At 47.8% G+C, this 17,484-nt stretch carries 16 protein-coding genes and 2 tRNA genes; 8 read left to right on the top strand and 10 right to left on the bottom strand.

The window, feature by feature from the left end:
• Positions 1-248 precede the first annotated feature (248 nt).
• Positions 249-938, top strand: coding sequence for a tRNA-(ms[2]io[6]A)-hydroxylase (miaE, locus tag MBO_RS07275; protein ID WP_036366218.1), 690 nt, complete (start codon positions 249-251; stop codon positions 936-938).
• A 57-nt stretch (positions 939-995) separates the two neighbouring features.
• Positions 996-2,453, top strand: a complete 1,458-nt coding sequence (locus MBO_RS07270) for a bifunctional ADP-dependent NAD(P)H-hydrate dehydratase/NAD(P)H-hydrate epimerase (protein WP_036366215.1) — start codon at positions 996-998, stop codon at positions 2,451-2,453.
• A 55-nt stretch (positions 2,454-2,508) separates the two neighbouring features.
• Here the strand turns inward: MBO_RS07270 and MBO_RS07265 are convergent, their stop codons facing one another.
• Entirely contained in the window at positions 2,509-3,195 is a 687-nt protein-coding gene (locus MBO_RS07265; RefSeq protein WP_036366212.1) for a pirin family protein, read from the bottom strand.
• A gap of 165 nt (positions 3,196-3,360) precedes the next feature.
• Between MBO_RS07265 and MBO_RS07260 the strand changes: the two genes are divergently transcribed.
• Together MBO_RS07260 and MBO_RS10330 are read left to right on the top strand one after the other, a co-directional pair.
• The gene (locus MBO_RS07260; RefSeq protein ID WP_036366210.1) at positions 3,361-3,546 is read left to right on the top strand and encodes a WG repeat-containing protein; all 186 of its coding nucleotides are present in this window, start codon (positions 3,361-3,363) and stop codon (positions 3,544-3,546) included.
• 5 nt (positions 3,547-3,551) lie between these two features.
• The gene (locus MBO_RS10330; protein WP_080702225.1) at positions 3,552-3,692 is read left to right on the top strand and encodes a WG repeat-containing protein; all 141 of its coding nucleotides are present in this window, start codon (positions 3,552-3,554) and stop codon (positions 3,690-3,692) included.
• Between the two features lie 92 nt (positions 3,693-3,784).
• Here the strand turns inward: MBO_RS10330 and MBO_RS07250 are convergent, their stop codons facing one another.
• The 3 genes from MBO_RS07250 to hflX all read right to left on the bottom strand — a co-directional run bounded on the left by MBO_RS07250 (position 3,785) and on the right by hflX (position 6,929).
• A complete protein-coding gene (locus tag MBO_RS07250; protein WP_036366207.1) occupies positions 3,785-4,489 on the bottom strand; it encodes an LrgB family protein in 705 nt (234 codons plus the stop codon).
• Between the two features lie 3 nt (positions 4,490-4,492).
• Complete coding sequence (locus tag MBO_RS07245) at positions 4,493-4,918, bottom strand: hypothetical protein (protein WP_036366204.1); 426 nt, start codon at positions 4,916-4,918, stop codon at positions 4,493-4,495.
• Positions 4,919-5,537: 619 nt separating this feature from the next.
• Positions 5,538-6,929: a ribosome rescue GTPase HflX gene (gene hflX / locus MBO_RS07240; protein WP_036366201.1), complete on the bottom strand. Its 1,392-nt coding sequence runs from the start codon at positions 6,927-6,929 to the stop codon at positions 5,538-5,540.
• Positions 6,930-7,006: 77 nt separating this feature from the next.
• Between hflX and folP the strand changes: the two genes are divergently transcribed.
• From folP to MBO_RS07220, 4 genes are all read left to right on the top strand, one after another.
• Entirely contained in the window at positions 7,007-7,873 is an 867-nt protein-coding gene (folP, locus tag MBO_RS07235; RefSeq protein WP_036366198.1) for a dihydropteroate synthase, read from the top strand.
• Positions 7,874-7,875: 2 nt separating this feature from the next.
• The gene (locus tag MBO_RS07230) at positions 7,876-8,913 is read left to right on the top strand and encodes a ribonuclease Z (RefSeq protein ID WP_036366404.1); all 1,038 of its coding nucleotides are present in this window, start codon (positions 7,876-7,878) and stop codon (positions 8,911-8,913) included.
• A 127-nt stretch (positions 8,914-9,040) separates the two neighbouring features.
• Positions 9,041-9,125, top strand: a tRNA-Leu gene (locus MBO_RS07225).
• Positions 9,126-9,216: 91 nt separating this feature from the next.
• Positions 9,217-9,293: transfer RNA gene (locus MBO_RS07220), tRNA-Ile, on the top strand.
• Positions 9,294-9,346: 53 nt separating this feature from the next.
• Here MBO_RS07220 and MBO_RS07215 read toward each other — a convergent pair.
• The 6 genes from MBO_RS07215 to MBO_RS07190 form a co-directional block, all read right to left on the bottom strand.
• On the bottom strand, positions 9,347-10,261 hold the full coding sequence (locus MBO_RS07215; RefSeq protein WP_036366196.1) for a bestrophin family protein: 915 nt from the start codon (positions 10,259-10,261) through the stop codon (positions 9,347-9,349).
• Between the two features lie 3 nt (positions 10,262-10,264).
• Complete coding sequence (locus MBO_RS07210) at positions 10,265-11,146, bottom strand: M23 family metallopeptidase (protein ID WP_036366193.1); 882 nt, start codon at positions 11,144-11,146, stop codon at positions 10,265-10,267.
• Positions 11,147-11,351: 205 nt separating this feature from the next.
• The gene (locus tag MBO_RS07205; protein WP_052585363.1) at positions 11,352-13,046 is read right to left on the bottom strand and encodes a fructose-specific PTS transporter subunit EIIC; all 1,695 of its coding nucleotides are present in this window, start codon (positions 13,044-13,046) and stop codon (positions 11,352-11,354) included.
• Between the two features lie 82 nt (positions 13,047-13,128).
• Entirely contained in the window at positions 13,129-14,073 is a 945-nt protein-coding gene (locus tag MBO_RS07200) for a 1-phosphofructokinase (protein WP_036366190.1), read from the bottom strand.
• Positions 14,073-16,928 carry a phosphoenolpyruvate--protein phosphotransferase gene (gene ptsP / locus MBO_RS07195; protein WP_036366187.1) on the bottom strand — a complete coding sequence of 952 codons (2,856 nt, stop codon included), beginning with the start codon at positions 16,926-16,928 and terminating at the stop codon, positions 14,073-14,075. Before ptsP ends, MBO_RS07200 begins: the two co-directional genes overlap by 1 nt.
• A gap of 192 nt (positions 16,929-17,120) precedes the next feature.
• Positions 17,121-17,477: a SirB2 family protein gene (locus MBO_RS07190; protein ID WP_036366185.1), complete on the bottom strand. Its 357-nt coding sequence runs from the start codon at positions 17,475-17,477 to the stop codon at positions 17,121-17,123.
• Positions 17,478-17,484 lie beyond the last annotated feature (7 nt).

The raw sequence follows: 17,484 nt of genomic DNA, 5'->3' as shown, positions 1-17,484 counted from the left end.
GTTAATGACGAGATATATTATTATTATCATTAGTAAATTGGTGTCATTATTGTGCAATATTGTACATTTTTTGGGCAATATTCACACCTTTTTCACCCAAAAAATATGTTAAAATGGTCATCACGCTGTAACATTATTAAGCTAGCTTAAGCCAATATTTACACAGAGAACACAAATGTTTACACAAATATTCATTGATAGATTGATTAATTTTTTTGAACATTGAGACGATCAGGACCGACACACCAATGAACGACATCCTAAACCCAGATGCGACCATCGCCCCTGAAGACGATTTACAGAACATTACCACGCGCGCCAAAGCCACCACCGACATCAGTCACATTCATGAGTTCCTAGGTGCGCGCACATCGGATAAATGGCTGAGCGCCGCTAAGGACAACCTACCCCTACTCATGCAAGACCACGCCAACTGCGAGAAGAAGGCAGCAGGAACGGCGATGAATCTGATTTTTCGTTATGAATTTCATCGTGAACTTCAGGAGCGACTGGCTCAGCTGGTTCGTGAAGAGATGCTACATTATGAACAAGTGCTGACATTAATGAAAGAGCGCGGCATTGAATGGTCATATCTGTCAGCAGGTCGCTACGCCAAGGGTCTACTTAAGCATAAGCGCACGTGGGAGCCTGCTGCGATGGTTGATGTGCTGATCATCGGTGCGTTCATTGAGGCGCGTTCGTGTGAGCGGTTCTCGGCGCTGGCGGATGTGATTGGCGATGAGAAATTGGCACGTTATTATAAGTATTTACTAAAGTCAGAAAGTCGCCACTACGAAGACTATCTGCGCTTAGCACAGTCCATCACCGATGAGAGCATCGATGAGCGTGTTGCATTCTTCCGTGAGGTCGAGGCGGAGCTGATCGATTCGCCCGATGGCGAGCTACGCTTCCATAGTGGCGTGCCCGACTTTATATAATACGTATGAATGATTGGCTCCATGCGCAATCACACCACCCACCAAAGGATAAATACCATGAGACAGCCTATCTATACCGCAGAAGATGTGCGCCTGTGGGAACAGCGATGGTTCGATCAGGATAATTCATCCTTTGGGCTGATGTGTCAAGCCGCCCTGCTGATGGCGCACCACATCATAGACATCGCCCGTGATACAGACAGCATCTGTGTGTGGTGCGGCACGGGTAATAATGGCGGTGATGGGCTGATGATTGCTAGATATTTGCATGATTTTGGCTTTGACGTGACGGTCGTCCTGCCTAACCCACCCACCACACCAGACGCCAATCGAGCCCTAGCACAGGCGCAAATGACGAGCATTCTTATCAGCGATGATATTAACAACACCCCGCCTGCCGACATTCAGATAGATGCCATATTCGGCATTGGACTGTCTCGTGCGCTCGATGAAGATTATCAGGCACTCATTCATCGCTTCAATGACAGCCAAGGGCTAAAAATCTCTGTCGATGTACCCAGCGGACTGCATGCCAATACAGGCATCGCCCTGCCCGTCTGCGTGCGTGCTGATGTGACACTCTGCCTGATCGGTCTTAAGAGCGGTCTGTTTGGATCTACCAGTAAGGATGCAGTAGGTAGAGTCATCACTGTGCCACTTATCCCGAATGATGGTGCGATTCGCCCCATCGCTCATCTCGTTGACACTCCGCCGACATTACCTCCGCGCAAGCATACTGCCCATAAGGGTGACTTCGGTTCTGTCATGGTCATCGGCGGCCATCCACACATGGGCGGTGCGGTCATCATGTCAGCAGAATCAGCAATGGCGACGGGCGCAGGACGTACCACCGTCTTGACACACGTTAATCATCATTCAGCGATCCTATCACGCTCGCCCAATCTCATGCTTGGTGATATTGATGATGCCAATGCTTTGGACAGCTTAGTTAAGATGGATGCGGTGTGTTTCGGGATGGGATTAGGTCGCGATGGATGGGCAAAGCAGACCTTCAAGCGTATTTTTGACCATCTACTTGCCAATATGACAAATAAAGCCGTCATATTAGACGCAGATGCACTGTGGCATTTAGCGACCTATCCAATGCAATGCAAACTACCCCAAAAATGGGTATTAACCCCACACAGTAGCGAAGCCGCCAGACTGCTAGACACCGCCGCGCAGGCCATCGAAGATGATCGATTCGCCGCCATTCACGCCCTGCAGCACACCTATGGCGGTCAGTGGGTGCTTAAAGGCGCGAATAGCCTAGCGCTAGACCACACAGGCACACTTGAGATCTGCACACTGGGCAACGCTGGCATGGCGACAGCAGGTATGGGCGATGTGCTAAGTGGTATGATGGCAGGCATTCTGGCGCAGTATGACACCAGCCCGATGACAGCTGTCACTCTGCACGCCCACGCAGGCGACCTACTCGCCAAAGATGGCACTCGTGGACTCTTTGCCCATCAGATGCCACACGCCATTAGGCAAGCGGTTAATCTGAAATAAAAAATCGCTTATCATCTAAGCGGTTTTTTTATTTCAGATTAAACACATTAGTTCATCAGCGTGGCAAATCAAATAACAAAAATTCTGCAAATTCACCACTTTGGGCGATGATTTCACTTTCATTAATTATCGCTGCCGCATCGCCTGCTTGATACTGCTCGCCACTTATCACAACAGACCCTTTGGCGACTTGTAGCCAGTAGGCTCTACCTTTGTCAAGGCTTACGATTTGCTTGCCGTCCAACTGATACCGCCACAGTTTCACGTCTTGATACACCACAAACGACCCACTCTCCCCTGTGGGCGATAGGATTAGCGTACCGCCCATGTACTCATCAAACCTTGCCTGCTCATAGCGTGGGGTTACGCCCATGCGGTTGGGCATTATCCAGATTTGGTACAAATGTAGCTCGTCCGTGTCGCTCGGGTTGAACTCCGAATGACGCACGCCCGTCCCTGCCGACATGAGTTGAAACTCGCCTGCTGGCACGGTCTGGCTGTTGCCCATGCTGTCCTTGTGAGCGACCGCCCCCGACAGCACATAGGTCAAAATCTCCATGTCCTTGTGTGGGTGCATACCAAAGCCCATGCTCGGGGCTATCCAGTCTTCGTTGATGACTCTGAGGGCAGAAAAGCCCATAAAATTGGGGTCATAATAATCAGCAAACGAAAAACTATGGCGACTTGTCAGCCAACCATGCTCGGCAAAACCACGTTCGTGCGATAATCTGGGGATAATCATAAAAATACCTGATGTTTGTTAAAATTTATTCCATTATAAATTTTTAAAAATAAGAAATAAATAGCAGTTTTGTTGATGTATATTTTCTTAATGGGAAAAATAAAACACGCTTGTTAATCTCACCTAAATTAATTATGATAACCCCACACTTTTTAGGAAATTATCATGAATATCAAACCCCTTATTTTTACCCCATTGCTTTTGCCTTTGTCTGTTTTAGCGTGTGAAAAACCAAAGGTAACAGGGTATGATGATGTTGGTTGCCTGCACAGCGGTTTGGCAAAGGTAGAACAAAATGGGAAATACAGGTTTGTACATAAGACAGGCGAGCTGATTATTCCTGTCGAGTAGATTGGATTTGGTATTTTTTAGAAGATTTGGCGGCAGTGAGTCAAAACAACAAATACGGCTTTATTGACAAAACAGGTAAGGTTGTAATTCCTTATCAATATGATGATGTTCGGGGGTTTGAAAATGGTGTGGCAAAGTATCACTAAATGGTGAAATCATTTTTGGTGAACCCTTTTATATAGACAAAACAGGCGAACGCATTGATTAAAATAAAGCACCCAAGTGGGTGCTTTTTAAGTCACTTCAACAGCCACAGTATCGCCATCGGCAGCCAAACCGCCGTTACCAAGCCGTTGATGGCAAGCCCGAAGGCAGCATATCGCCCTGCGGTGGGGCTGATTGTCCATGCCTCGACCGTACCAATGGCGTGAGCGACCAAGCCAAGCGCCAAGCCTTTTGCTCTGTCGTCCGTGATGTTTTTGAACAAAATTCGGCAAACCCCCGCCCCCAAAATCCCCGATACGATGATGATAAGATTCGCCATGACAAGTGGCGCATCGATGATCTGAGCGACCGACAAGCCCACAGGCGTGGTCACCGAACGCGTGGCGAATGACAGAATCGTATCCATATTTAGCGCGAACAAATAGGCAAGCAGCATCGGCACGATCGCCCCAACTAAGCTTGCCATGACGACAATGATAGACAGCTTTTTGACAGGCAAGCCCTTAAAATCCATACCTGCCAAAGGCACAGCAAGCAGAACGGTGCTATACCCAAGCAAGCGATCAAAGACAGGTCTGGCGTTGGCATAGTAGGTATTATAAGGCAGCTGAATGACTGTGAGAATGAGAAGCGTCAGCACAATGGCGATGATGATCATCGGTATCCCACGAAAATAACGGTTGATATATCGCAAGACATACTTCGCCCCGATGTGAGCAATGAGCGTAACGACAAAGGCAATCAGAATGGTGGTGCTGTCAATGGTGATGTTATCCATGACTCACCCCCTGTCCTTGGCAGCGTTGTCTTGATCGTTGTTTTTGAGCCATTTTTGGGACAATTTGGCAAACGCCCACAGCGGTATCACGGTGCTAAGTACGATGACCGCCGACACGGCAAGCAAGTCCGACCCAAGCCCAAACAACAAAATCCCCGCTCCTGCCGACACGGGTAGAAAGGCAAACCCACTGTCCACCAGTAGCACGCTAGACGATGATGATAGCCAATTTGGCAAACCACCCTTAATGAGCCGCACGCCCATCAGCACGACAAAGAGTGAAACCAGACCAACAATGTTGGTGGCGGTGGGCATGCCAAAAGCAGTGCAAACGACCAACGCAAGCTCGCGCACACCAATGACGATAATAACAGTAGCAAGCATGCCCAGCCAGAAAGTCGGCGACTTGGTCAAATATGGGGATTTCATGGTCGTCCTTGTAACAAATTAACTTTTATTAAAGCACTATCTATTCACAAGGTCAAGCCGTGATCGGTCCACTTTATAGAAATGTTCGGTATTTTCTGAGAGAATGAAATATCATTAATGGTTTAAAATGAGTGCGAAGATTTCATAATCCGTGAGAAAAGTGTAGATTTAGCAGTCGATGGTGTACTTATGGCCTAAAAATAATATTGGATTTTGTTTAAGAGCCTAATCTAAGATTTGCTTTGTGGAGCAATATCCGCCAAAATACAAATCGCTACATACACCCTTTTAAAAGCACGATTTTTATGGTCCTTTTGTAACATACAAATTTGAGATTCAACATATTTGTTATCAGACATGTTTACAAATCCAATATTTTCACATCCTCACTCTTCCATATCACTTTTAATTAATTCATCATTAACATTCTTTTTGTTTGGTTTGTAAAAATATGACCGGCTTTGTGGTGGTGGTCGCATTGACCTAGCTAGGCAACCTGTTAAAATGCAAAGGCTTAAAATACATAAACAAAACTTTTTCATTGCTTACTCTCTTGTTGTTTTGTTTATCTTAGCAAATCACAGAGTGTGTATTACTTACCACTTACCAAAACCACGCCCTACAAACAAAACGGGTCTAAATCATCATTGTGATCTTTATCATCATTCGCCTTAACTTCCACCTTTTCAAACTCTTCCAATTCTGGCAAAAATTGGCTTGCCTCGTGTGACGGCAATACGTCAAAGGCATTAAAATGATATTTACCAAGCAATTCTTTTAATTTAGCTTTAGCAAGGCGCACGGTGAGCATCTCATGCCCTGTATCGTCAAATTCGCTATGGGTGATGACCCCAAGCTCATGCAAGGTATTTTTAAATTGCCCTGCGTGATAGGGCAAGGTGAGCGTAAAGTCGGACAGTCCGCCCACCAATAGCTCTTGCACGGCTTGAGTGAGTTCGTCCATGCCTAGGTTTTCACGAGCAGACACATAGACACGGTGTGGCACGCCTTGTTCTTTGTAGTGAATGGTTGGCATCTCATCGGTGCGGTCAATTTTATTATGCACCAGTAGCACAGGAGCAGTCACACCAATCTCATCAAGCACCGCATTCACCGCATCAATCTGCTCGTGCATCTCGGGGCTACTGCTGTCAATGACATGAAGCAGTAGGTCGGCCTCTAGAGTCTCTTCTAGCGTGGCATGAAAGCTCTCCACCAGCTCATGGGGCAGATGACGCACAAAGCCCACCGTATCAGCAAGCACAACATTGCCCACGCCCGCCCATTTAACCTTACGAAGTGTCGCGTCTAGCGTGGCGAACAGTTGGTCAGCGGCGTAGATATTGTCATTGGCAAGGCGGTTAAAGAGTGTGGATTTGCCTGCGTTGGTGTAACCGACAAGCGACACGGTCGGCACGTCTGATTTTTGGCGTTTGGCGCGTCCTTGCGAGCGGGTTTGTTTGACTTTATCGAGCTTGTTTTTGAGCTGATTTACCCGAATTTGCAAAAGTCGTCTGTCCGTCTCCAGCTGCGTCTCCCCCGGCCCTCGAAGTCCGATACCGCCCTTTTGACGCTCTAGGTGCGTCCACCCACGCACAAGGCGAGTGGCAAGGTGCGACAGTTGGGCAAGCTCCACTTGCAATTTACCTTCATACGTTCTGGCACGCTGGGCAAAAATATCCAAAATCAGCCCCGTGCGGTCTAGCACACGGCACTTAATCAAGGCTTCTAGATTTCTCTCTTGGCTTGGGGTTAGGTCGTGGTTAAAGATCACGACGTCCGCTTCATGGCGCGCCACCGCCTGGGCAATCTCGTCTGCCTTGCCCGTGCCGACAAAATATTTGGCGTGCGGCTTGTTCCGTCCACCTGTGATGATGTCAAGCTCATTCGCTCCTGCCGAATGCACCAGCAGGCGAAACTCTTCTAAATCATCAGGGTCAATCATCTCACGTATGTCAAGATGTACCAAAATGGCGTTCTCTCCGCCGTCATGTCGGTCAAAATATTGCAAAAGCTATCCTTTGTGATTTCAATGTTATCTGTGGTAGATTGTGGTATGATAGCCAAATTTCAAGGTAGGATCATACGATGACTATACTGCATTTTAATCATAAAACCCTTGATCTATCCACCCCTAGAATCATGGGCGTGCTAAACGTAACGCCCGATTCATTTTCAGACGGCGGACGTTTTAACAGCATAGACACTGCCCTACGCCATGCCGATGAGATGATACGCTGGGGCGTGGACATTATTGACATTGGCGGAGAGTCCACTCGCCCCAACGCCCCAAGCGTAGCAACCGAGACCGAGCTTGATAGGGTTATCCCTGTGGTACAGGCCTTACAAGCGGAGTTTGGCAAAGATGTGTGGCTATCGCTTGACACGAGCAATCCTGTCGTCATGGAACAAGGCATTCATGCAGGGGCGGACATGGTTAATGATGTACGTGGACTTCACCGAGATGGGGCATGCGATGTGGTTGCTCGCCTTGATTGCCCTGTGGTTATCATGCACTCACGGGGCGAACCTGATACGATGACCCAAACCATGAACAGCCTTGCCAATTATGATGATGTGGTGCGTGAAGTCATCAGCGAGCTAGATAGAGACATTCAGAACGCCCTAAACGCAGGGGTCAGACGTGAAAACATCGTGATAGATGTGGGCATGGGTTTTGCCAAAAATCACGCTCATCACATCACGCTTATGCAAAACTTGGATACTATTATCGCTCATTTTGGCTTGCCCATGCTCTTTGGTGTATCCCGTAAGCGATTCTTAGGCGAGATTTTAAGTACATTTGCCCCTGCTCAAGACCACGTCCCAACCGACAGAGACGTGATAGGCACGGTTGCTCACCTGCTTGCCATTCAAAAGGGGGCAAGTATTGTCAGAGTGCATGATGTCGCTCACATGGCACAGGCGATAAAGATGTGGCAGATGGTCAGCTGATTATGTTTAAGTTAACTTTTTTGGGTACGTCCAGCGGCATCCCCACCAAAAGACGTAACGTCTCCGCCCTTGCCGTCGAACTACCCACCAGTGAGCAAGAAAGCACCAATCATCGTGCGCCTTGGCTACTGATCGACTGCGGCGAAGGCACACAGCATCAGCTCATGTACACCAAGCTACGCCTTAGTAACTTGCGCGCCATCTGCATCACTCATGTGCATGGCGATCATTGCTATGGCTTGGCGGGCTTATTGGCAAGCCTTGCCATGCATGGGCGCACCACTGCGCTGACCATCATCGCACCTAAGGGTGTTTTTGCGTTATTAGACGCTTATGTCGCCCATACCGAGCTTAGATTAAGTTTCGCCATCGAGCGTATCATCGTTGAACATGATCAACCAATCACCCTGTCATTGGACAATCAAACCCTCAATATCAAGACCACCGCCCTATCACACCGCTGTCCTAGTTATGCGTTTATCATTAAACAAGCCATACATCAACATAAGCTGAACATTGACAAGCTCGTTAGCGATAACATCCCCAAGCACTTTTGGCATCAGATATTCAAGACCAATCTACCGCACCAGCCCATACATATCAATAATGAACCCATCATCCCAAATGAATACATTGAGCAGATGCACATCAAATCCAAGATCGTCATCGCTGGCGATAATGACACACCAGAACTTTTGACTGATGTGATCCATGATGCTGATGCTCTGGTTCATGAAGCGACCTACACACAGGCGATACTGGATAAGGTGCTGTCTCGGACAGGCGAAAGCAGCTTCGACCCACAGCACAGCAGCGCCAAGATGGTGACGCAATTCGCCCAGCGTGTAAAACTTCCTAATCTTATCCTGACGCATTTTAGTGCCAGATTTGCGTCTTTTTATGAGCCAAATAACCCTGCCCCTAACATGGGTCATGTCGCACAGGAGATCAGTCAGCACTATCAAGGGTACTGTGTATGCGCCGAAGACTTCATGTCCATACTCATTAATGACAAAAACATGAAAATCATGAAAGAATAAAATAATATAAATCAATATCTTATGTTATTTTTATAAAAGTTTTATAAAAAATACTTGTCAACTTCCAAAAAATGTATATAATACGCCCATCAAGACGACATCGACAGATGGTCTAGATAGACAACTTGGGGACGTGGCGGAATTGGTAGACGCACTGGATTTAGGTTCCAGCGCCGCGAGGTGTGAGAGTTCGAGTCTCTCCGTCCCCACCATATTTTAAGAACCGATGATGATTCATCGGTTTTTTATTTTAATAAAACACTTGAAAAATCATAAAATCTTAGTATAATAAACGCTCGTTTCGGGCCTATAGCTCAGTCGGTTAGAGCAGAGGACTCATAATCCTTTGGTCCACAGTTCGAGTCTGTGTGGGCCCACCAAATTAAACCCTTTAAAGTCGATGCTTTAAAGGGTTTTTATTTATTTGATTTAATTAGCTATAATTATAATATTGATCAGCACTGATCGCATCGGGAATGGGGTTATTCAGTAGCGCCAAGGTTTCACGCTCCATCAGTCTTACCATGGTATCTAGCGGCAGGTCATTATCCGCTGTACCAAACGGCTCTTCTAGCTGATAACTAAGCTCATCAAGCCCAAGCAAAAGATAGGATAAGAACCCCACCAAAAATGGCGTCCAAATCCCCATAACCGACTCCAGCCCAAATGGCAACATCCAACAAAAACAAAATACCGCCCGATGCAGCAGCACCGAATACGGAAAAGGCAGTGGCGTGCTGGCGATACGATCGCAGCCTGCTTGAATGCTACCCATCTCCACCACATGACGCTGAACGCTGGTATAGATGATATCTGTCATACTGCCTGACTTGACTGCATCCATCAGACGCAGCTGCATCCGCTCAAGCAACAGCTGCGGTGCATTGATATGCTGATTAAATCGATCTATCTCATCTTGGTCGATCGGATGATAATGCGTAAACTGCTCAATACTCGCCGACTGTCCGCGCAGACGATTGCGCAGCAGACCAATAAATATCAACATGTCAGTTAGCAGCTTATCTCTCTGATAAGGTTCGAGAAAATGACTGTCGCGGGTTAGATGTCGCGTATTAGCGATCATCGCGCCCCATAGCTTTCGCCCTTCCCACCATCTGTCATAGCAGGCGGTGTTACGAAACCCCAAGAATATCGACAACACCACCCCAAATACAGTAAAACCCACCGCAGGCACGCCCGTGACGGTATACACCTTATAGTGGGTGAGCATCCATGCCACCATAGACACTGCCATTAAGATGAGCACCATGGGTAGCACTTTTGGCAGTATCGTGCCACGCCAGACGAACAATAGCTTTAGGCTGTTACTTTTATCGCGTACTATCATGGATTATTTTAGGACAGAAAGCGGATCGATGTAGCTGGAATTACGAGAAATACGAAATTCAAGCAATGCCGCACCATCAGGCTGAGCACGCATGCTTGCGATCTTTTGACCTGCTTGCACGGTCTGACCTGACTTAACTTCTGCATTTTGGATGTGGAAATAGTTACTCACAAAGCCATCTGTATGAGCAATTGCGATCATTGCACCATCGATGTTACCATCAGCATGAATCACCGTTCCCGAGCGGCTCGCCAGCACTGCATCGCCGCCACGACCCGAGAACCACATGCCCTGACTGGTGACACTTTGACCATTAATGGTGGTCGTACCATAACGACGAACCACAGGGTTACTGCTGCCCACAGGATAGCGAAACTGCATCAGACCCGCACTACCCACTGATAGTGGTGCATTAGCAGCAGGTGGCGGTGTGTAGCTTGGCGCAGGTGTTGGCAGCGGTGTGGTCGCACGAGGTAGCGTACTTGCCACAGGTGTAGGCGCTCTGGTTGTGGTCGGTGCTGGTGCTCTTTGGGCAGATGGCGTTGGGGTTCTGCCAGCTGTATCGCCTTTACCCTGCCATAGGATTAAGTATTGCCCTGTATAGATGGTGTACTTAGAATCCAATCCATTCATTCGCCCAAGTTCACGCCAGTCAAGCCCATAACGCTCTGCAATCTTACTAACAGTATCGCCCTGCTTTACCATGTAGCGATTTGGTACACCGCGGCTATTGGTCACGATTTTTTGATTGCTCGCACCACCATTGTAAGTTGGCTTGCTTGCACAGCCTACAAATGTCAAAGCACCACACGCACTGATCAATAGCGCGGTAGCTTTTAGGGGTGCCATGAGTGAGTTTGTTGTTTCTTTGTGGGCGACATCCATCACAATAACCTCTTTATACAGCTTGATGATTTATTTTGGCAAAATTATAAACAAAATCCAGATAAACATAACCGCCCAATTTGGGCAAAGTTTATTGTAACACAACCATAAAAAACATGAAAACCCATCACAGGACAGGTTTTCATGTTTTTGTTAAAAAAAGATTAATTAAAACAACTATTTACAATTTAGCAAAACCAATCATTTAACCTTGAGCGAGATTCGGCTGTTCGCTACGCTTAATGAATGCATAGATCACGCCCGTTACGACAGAGCCCACCGCAATCGCCACCAGATACATCAAGGGCTGCGACACAAAAGGAATCACGAACAATCCACCATGAGGCGCCTGCAAAGCAATGCCAAGACCCATCGAGATCGCGCCTGTGAGCGCACCACCGATGAGTGAGGCGATGATCACGCGTGCAGGGTCTGCCGCAACGAACGGAAGCGCGCCTTCAGAGATGAAACACAGACCCAGTACAAATGAGGCCTTACCCGCATTGCGCTGGTTTTCATTGAATCTACGGCGAGCGATCCAAGTTGCGATCGCCATGCCAATCGGTGGCACCATACCAGCCGCCATGGCGGCAGCGATTGGGGTATAAACACCTGAAGCAATCATACCCACAGAGAAAGTATAAGCTGCTTTATTGATAGGACCACCCATGTCCGCACACATCATCAAGCCTAGGATGATGCCTAGAATGATGGCGTTGATCTCACCCATGGATTTTAGCCAATTGGTCAGCATCTCCATCAGTGCCGCCACAGGTGGGTTAATGGCATAAACCATCAACAACCCCACGATGAGCGAACCCAGTAAAGGCAAAATCAGGATGGGCTTGAGCGCAGAGAGGCTTGGCGGCAGCTTAATGGCGTTATTTAGGAATTTTACCGTATAGCCCGCTAAGAAACCAGCAACAATACCGCCCAAGATGCCTGCGCCGGCTGTCGTAGCCAGCATACCACCAATTAGACCCACCGCCAAACCAGGGCGATCCGCGATTGAAAATGCCACGTAACCTGCAAAGATAGCAATCATCAAATGAAATGCCGCGCCGCCACCGATGTCCATCAATGCTTTTGGCAGACCAAAGGCGATCGCTTGATCCTTAAATGCTTCCACACCGAACATGAACGACATGGCGATCATCAGACCGCCCGCCACCACAAGTGGTAGCATGTGCGATACACCGGTCATCAGATGCTTATAGATGCCTTTTTTGTCATCAGCATCTGCCGCCTGTGCAGCGTTCGCTGCACCGCCTTGATAGATTGTCGCTTGACTTAATGCCTTATCAAATTCCTGCGCTGTCTTCTTTAGGGCAAGCCCCGTTGAAGTGCGGTACATTCTCTTGCCTTGGAATTTTGACAGATCAACATCGATGTCTGCCGCCACGAACACCAGATCAGCAGCAGCCACTTCATCAGCGGTGATGGCATTACCAGCACCCACCTGCCCGCGAGTCTCAACCTTGACATTCCACCCTTGAGTCTTGGCATGGTTCTCGATCGCTTCTGCTGACATGAAGGTATGCGCTACCCCTGTCGGACAAGCTGTTACCGCCACGACATTAAGCGGCTGATTAGATGGTGATACAGCACCTACAGCACTCGTAGATTCTTGAGCTGATACAGGTAGTAGTTGATTCAGATAATCATCTTGGTCAAATTGCGCTTCATCTAAGGCATCTTGATTCAGATAAATGGTCTTGCCTTCGACAGCTTGACGATCACCAATGATGATCTTGTGCGCATGTGTTGCCTTATCATCAAGACTTACCGTGGCAGGAACCGCTCTGTCTTGTAGCGCCTTTGCCAGTTTCTTGGCAAGCAGCAGCGAATATGCTGTTCCCTGCTTTGGGAAAATCACATAAGAAGTGGATAAAAATTGCATGAAATTTTCCTACATTAGGATAACAATATCAGTCTCAAGGCAGCGGTTTAACTTAAAACCACCAAGAAACCATTAAATAAATCTAATCATCAGCGACCTGACGAACTTGAACCTGTGGCAGCAGTCGGGACAATTCTTCATCATTCGCCGCGCGAAAGCCAACAATGCTCACCGCATAAGCTGATAAGGCGGTCGCACGCGCCAAAGCACTCAAGGCATCTAAGCCTTGTAATAGCCCGGTCATCATGCCTGCCACCAAGGTATCGCCTGCACCTACCGTGCTAACAACGGTCATTTTTGGTGGTGTCGCCTGATATACCTTATCACCAGCGAACCAGTTCACGCCTTGGCTGCCCATTGATACGATGACGTTATCAATGTTCATGCGACCAATCAGCGCGCGCTGTTCTTGAAGGGTCTTTGCAGGCTTATGAAATACTTCAAACAGCTCATCATCATTAGGCTTAATAAGCCAAAGCTTATGCTTAAAGGCAACTTTTAAAGCGTCGCCACTGACATCGACCGCCACTTTATCACAGACTGCCGTTAGAGTGCTGAGTAATTTATCAAAGTCGCCAACATCAAAGCCCTGCGGTAGGCTACCTGCCACCAAGACAGCTTGGCAATCTTTGGCTAGATCACTAAGCTGCTTGAATAGCATTTGCTTGTCAGCATCATTCACCAAAAAGCCTTTGCCGTTAATGTCGGTCGTCGTACTGTTATCAGCGATCTTAATATTCGTACGGCTCTCGCCTGCCACACGCACAAAACCATCTTGAACCAACCCGCCCTGCATTGCTTGGCGATCTGTAAATAACTGCTCAAATATGACAGCATTGTCCGCCCCCAAAAAGCCCGATACAATGGTATCAATACCAAGATCAGCAAGAATCTGAGCGGCATTTAACCCTTTACCAGCAGCATCAGATTGGGATGATAAAGCGCGATTCACCTCACCCACTCGCAGCCCATCCACCGATACCGTCATGTCGATGGCGGGATTCAATGTGATACATAATACTGACATCAGTTGCGATCCTTATAAGTTAAGGTGCGCACGTCGCTGGCAGTTTGGCATGCCAAAGCTCGCTTGGCAAGGTACTGACAATCGACCAGATTCAGTCCGCGAATCTGATCTTTAACCAAAGCAATGCTCGATACCGACATACTAAGCTCGTCAACGCCAAGTCCCATTAGGATAGGCACTGCTTTTTCGTCGCCTGCAAGCTCACCACACACGCCCACCCATTTGCCATGAGCATGTGCTGCCTTGACCGTATGGTCGATGAGCGTCAAGATACTTGGATGCAGACTGTCCGCATCTTTTGATAAAACCGGATGACCGCGGTCAATCGCCAAGGTGTACTGGGTCAAATCATTTGTGCCGATACTAAAGAAATCCACTTCCTTGGCGAACGCATTCGTCATTATCGCCGCGCTTGGCACCTCAATCATGATGCCCACTTGTAGATTATCATGCGGATATTCTGCCAGCACCTCATCTAAGATCGATCGAGCTTGCGTCCACTCTTCAAGCTGCCCCACCATCGGAAACATGATTCGAAGATCCCGACCCTTGGATGCACGAATGAGCGCAATAAGTTGATTCTTAAGAAGTTCTGGCTGCTTTAATGTTAGACGAATGCCACGCACTCCCAAAAATGGATTATCCTCGCTCGGCATCGGCAGGTATGGCAAAGGCTTATCCCCGCCAACATCTAAGGTGCGCACCACCAAAGGCTTGCCTTCTAGCGCATCAAAAACTTTCTCATAATCACAAATCTGCGTGTCAATATCTGGCACTTGTCTGTGAGCCATGAATACAAGCTCAGTACGAAGTAGTCCCACTGCCTCAGCACCACTATCCACAGCAGGCTTAGTATTATCGACATTACCCAGATTCACCGCCACTTCGACACGATGACCATCTTGTGTGATGGCAGGTTCATGTGCGTGCTGATAAGCAATGCGTTTGCGCTCTTTTAGGGCAAGCTGTTCTTTTTGACACGATTCGATCTGCGCTTCACTTGGCTCAACCACGAACCAGCCTTCACCTGCATTCATCAAAACTTTGGCGCCTTGATCGATGTTTAGAACTTCTGCACCTGCACCCACCAAAGCAGGGATTCCTAAGGCACGTGCAACGATGGCACTGTGTGAACTGGCACCGCCTACCGCTGTTAGAATGCCTGCCACTCGTGCAGGATCTAGACTTGCCACATCAGATGGCATTAGATCCTCTTTGATAAGCACATACGGAGAATTAGGTTCGCTCGGTAGCTCTTGACCTGTCAGTGCAGAAAGCACCTTTTGACCGACATCTCTTAAGTCTGCCGCGCGCTCAGCCAGCAGGTGATTGGAGACTGATGATTGTAATTTTGCCATCGTCTCAATATGCGCATGCCAAGCCGCTTCGGCAGACAGCCCATCATCGATGCCGTCTTTGGCACCAAAGGTTATCTCTTCATCTTCTAACAGCACCAAATGAGCGGTAAAAATCTTAGCAATCGCGGTGCTCTTAGCATGGCTGATGGTCTGAGAAAGTTCTTCTTTGGCCGCCTCGATCGCACTCATGAGTCGGGCAAATTCTGCCTTTGGATCGCTTGAAGTCGCTGGGTATTCAAACCGCATCTGACGAACGACATGAGCTTCACCCACCGCTAGACCTGACGATGCTGTGGTTGCCGAGCTCTTTTCACCCTTGACGATTGGAGTGGCTTTATCACTAAAATCAAGCACGACTGGTGTTGATTCATTGGCTGCTGTAGTCGCTGCCAGAGCTTGTACGCTCTCGCCCAATCCATCAGCCACTGCCTGAGTTAATTTGTCCAAGTGCGCCACCGCATCCGTGTCAGGCTCTGCGATGAATTTTAGGGTCTGACCACGGACAGCACCAAGAGATAATAAGCGCGATAGGCTTTTGGCCGACACAAAAAACCCGTCATCCACCGCAACTTTAATCTCGCCATTGGCTTCTTTGGCAAGGCTTGACAGCGCAGTGGCAGGACGTGCGTGTAGCCCGTGTTCGTTTAGGATGACGGCCGTCTTAGTCGCCCAAGATTGGTTAGATTCTGCGCCTAACAGCTCTATGATCTTAGCAGTATCTACACCATCAACCGCTGTGGCGAACTCATCGTCAAGCATGGCATCGTAAGCTTGGCTTAATTTCTTAACATCTAAACATTCATTGGCAACGACCACAGCCACGGCTTTTGGAGCGATGTTCTGTTTGGCTATGGCGATGGCAAGCGCCGACTGATTAATCTGCTCGCTCTTACCTTGAATGGTAATACATCTAATATTATTGACCAATGATGTTGATTGGCTGGACAGTGCGGATATGCCATTTACCATGCCTGATGACTTTAGTGCATTTAAGGCGGTAAAGTATAATGCGTCTGAGTCTTTGGCGCTATCGTCTTGCTTGATCAGATTCTCATGCAATAAGAATGACAATGGCGCGCCTTGAATAATGGCAAGCACATCCTCTGGTGTCTTGGCAGATTTAACTTTATCTGACACGTCATCAGACAACACCTTGGTCAGCTGTTTTAATACTTGCAGGTGCTCATCAGACTTGGCAGCGATAACCGCAGCCAGATACACCACATCACCCTCATCATTCCAAACCACCCCATCAGAAAAATACACCAAGCGCACCCCTGTCTGTATGATAGCATCGCGCGAGGCAGGTGTCCCATGCGGAATGGCAATGCCCTGACCCAGATAAGTCGCCGACTGCGCTTCACGGTCTTTTATGCCTTGTAAATATTCTGGCGTGGTCAAAGCATCTTCGACGAGTACACCACCAAGCACCGCTAATGCTTCATCTTTGTTGGCGGCATGGGCATTCATGCGGATGTCTTTTGCCGTTAATTGCATGTCATTCCTTAGGCACAAACCTGATTGATCGCTTGGACGAGCCGAGCGATTTATTCGAAATTTATAAACTCAAAAATTAGATAATTTTACCATTTTTGGGCGGTAAAAATAATAACTTTTCTCAATATTTTTGTAAAAAACAGCAGACCCAACTTTGGATCTGCTGTTAATGATAGATACCTACTACAGAAGTTACATGCCTGGCTTGGTATATGCCAAGATGACGATGATCAAATAAGCCATCACAGCAAGTAGCATGCCTGCACGAGCCTGCACATTGGTGCTGGTTGGACGGATGGCCTTAATGTTCGCCGATACCGCAACGAATAGCAGCACTAATTTAGCGATCGCCCAATGCTGTACGCCTGCTACTTGGGTTAATTGCCAAAATAGATACAGACCTGTACCCACTAGTAGCAGATAAATAAGGTGGCTAGCCCCCTTAAAGGCGCGCGACAATACCAGCTGCTTACCACTAAAAACAAAAATCGTCTGATACAAGAACAACCCTAGCGTGATCAGCGCCATGAGCATGTGTAGATGTTTCATGATAATC

It is taken from the genome of Moraxella bovoculi 237, assembly GCF_000696305.2.
GTDB lineage: Bacteria > Pseudomonadota > Gammaproteobacteria > Pseudomonadales > Moraxellaceae > Moraxella > Moraxella bovoculi.
Note: the sequence above shows the minus strand (reverse complement) of the source record. Positions and strands in the feature narration are given on the sequence as shown.

What these genes read in the sequence shown, in the direction of transcription:
- miaE (WP_036366218.1), top strand. Translation starts at nt 249, where the DNA reads ATGAACGACATCCTAAACCCAGATGCGACCATCGCCCCTGAAGACGAT.
- MBO_RS07270 (WP_036366215.1), top strand. Translation starts at nt 996, where the DNA reads ATGAGACAGCCTATCTATACCGCAGAAGATGTGCGCCTGTGGGAACAG.
- MBO_RS07265 (WP_036366212.1), bottom strand. Translation starts at nt 3,195, where the DNA reads ATGATTATCCCCAGATTATCGCACGAACGTGGTTTTGCCGAGCATGGT.
- MBO_RS07260 (WP_036366210.1), top strand. Translation starts at nt 3,361, where the DNA reads ATGAATATCAAACCCCTTATTTTTACCCCATTGCTTTTGCCTTTGTCT.
- MBO_RS07250 (WP_036366207.1), bottom strand. Translation starts at nt 4,489, where the DNA reads ATGGATAACATCACCATTGACAGCACCACCATTCTGATTGCCTTTGTC.
- MBO_RS07245 (WP_036366204.1), bottom strand. Translation starts at nt 4,918, where the DNA reads ATGAAATCCCCATATTTGACCAAGTCGCCGACTTTCTGGCTGGGCATG.
- folP (WP_036366198.1), top strand. Translation starts at nt 7,007, where the DNA reads ATGACTATACTGCATTTTAATCATAAAACCCTTGATCTATCCACCCCT.
- MBO_RS07230 (WP_036366404.1), top strand. Translation starts at nt 7,876, where the DNA reads ATGTTTAAGTTAACTTTTTTGGGTACGTCCAGCGGCATCCCCACCAAA.
- MBO_RS07215 (WP_036366196.1), bottom strand. Translation starts at nt 10,261, where the DNA reads ATGATAGTACGCGATAAAAGTAACAGCCTAAAGCTATTGTTCGTCTGG.
- MBO_RS07210 (WP_036366193.1), bottom strand. Translation starts at nt 11,146, where the DNA reads ATGGATGTCGCCCACAAAGAAACAACAAACTCACTCATGGCACCCCTA.
- MBO_RS07205 (WP_052585363.1), bottom strand. Translation starts at nt 13,046, where the DNA reads ATGCAATTTTTATCCACTTCTTATGTGATTTTCCCAAAGCAGGGAACA.
- MBO_RS07200 (WP_036366190.1), bottom strand. Translation starts at nt 14,073, where the DNA reads ATGTCAGTATTATGTATCACATTGAATCCCGCCATCGACATGACGGTA.
- ptsP (WP_036366187.1), bottom strand. Translation starts at nt 16,928, where the DNA reads ATGCAATTAACGGCAAAAGACATCCGCATGAATGCCCATGCCGCCAAC.
- MBO_RS07190 (WP_036366185.1), bottom strand. Translation starts at nt 17,477, where the DNA reads ATGAAACATCTACACATGCTCATGGCGCTGATCACGCTAGGGTTGTTC.